1 protein-coding gene is annotated in these 1,302 nt (G+C 73.9%); it reads right to left on the bottom strand.

The window, feature by feature from the left end; translation table 11 throughout:
* Positions 1-1,302 (bottom strand): polyketide synthase dehydratase domain-containing protein (locus DB30_RS40840; RefSeq protein WP_146662967.1); only part of this gene is annotated, 1,302 nt, incomplete at both ends.

The following is a 1,302-nucleotide window of genomic DNA, read 5'->3' as shown; positions in this document are numbered from 1 at the left end:
TAGCGGCGCCGCCGGCAACATCCAGCGGGTCGGGGCGGCCCCGCGCTCGACGTCCACACACCAGACCCGCCAGCGCGGGCGCTCGCGCGTGAGCACGGCGGCCACACCCGAGAGCGCCGCGCTCGATCCAGGCAGCTCGGCTGCGCGGGGATCGTAGCCGGGGAGCTGTTGGGCCCCCGCGCTCACGATCACGAGCTCGAGCGGGCCCTCGCTGCGGCCCCGAAGATCCAGCGCCTGGACCAGCGCGGCGATCGAGCTGGCCGATCCGTTGGCGCCCACGCAGTACACGAGCCGCGCGCAGCTCAGCTCGGCGAGCGCGGCCTCGAGCGCGGCAACGCTTGGCTCGGCGGCGAGGCGATGGACCGGGTGAACCTCGACGCTTGCTTCCAGGATCACGCCGGGTCCAACGAGCAGCGCGCAGTCGTTCACGAGCACCGGCGCGCACGCGGTGACCGGCTCCCAGCGCGGCGCGAAGGCGGTGGCGGACTCGCGCCCGTGGGTCGGGCCGTGGGTCTGGCCGAGCGTCTGCAAGTGCAGCCCCTCGAAGCGCACGTAGACGCGACCGTCGTCGTCGAACAGCGCGACATCGTAGACCCCAGCGTCGCGCTCGCGGACCCGCGCCCAGCAGCGCGAGGGCAGGGCGCTCGCAACGACGACCCGCGCGACCGAGACAGCGACCGAGGTGGGCCCGCCCGCGCCCGGGTTGGTGGGATCGAGCAGGAACCCGGCGACCGACTGCAGCGCGGCGTCGGCGAGCGCTGGGTGCAGGCAGTAGCTGGGCTGCGCCGCGTCCGGCAGCTCGAGCCGCGCGAGCACCCCCTCCGCGTCGAGCTGCAGGTCGCTGACGCAGCGGTACCACGGCCCGTAGTTGATCGAGGCGCGGGCCAAGCTGGCGTAGAAATCCGCGGCCATGAAGCTTGAGGCCGAGGTCGACGCGGGCGCAGGAGCCGGCTCAGGCGTGAGCGTGGGCAGCTCGAAGCGCGCGAGCAGCTGGGCGTGGACACCCAGCTCGGTCTCGATGTCGATCTCGATCGGCTCGTCGCCCTCGGACACCCCGCGGCGGATCCCAACGAACAGCTCGAGGCCGTCGGGCCCCGCCTCGAGCGGGCGCAGCCAGCACAGCTGCTCGAGGCACGGCGCCCGCCCGGGCGCGACCAGCTCGAGCGCCGCCAGGGCGAGCTCGATCGTCGCGACCCCCGGCAAGATCATGCGTCCGGCGATGCAGTGATCCCGGAGCACCGGGTGGTCCGCGCGGACCTTCACACGAAACACTGGACCGCCGGCGTTGAGGCTGCGCGCGGA

Origin of the sequence: Enhygromyxa salina (assembly GCF_000737335.2) — a bacterium.
Lineage (GTDB): Bacteria > Myxococcota_A > Polyangia > Nannocystales > Nannocystaceae > Plesiocystis > Plesiocystis salina_C.
The sequence above is the reverse complement of the archived record's forward strand: the minus strand, read 5'-3'. Positions and strand labels throughout refer to the sequence as shown.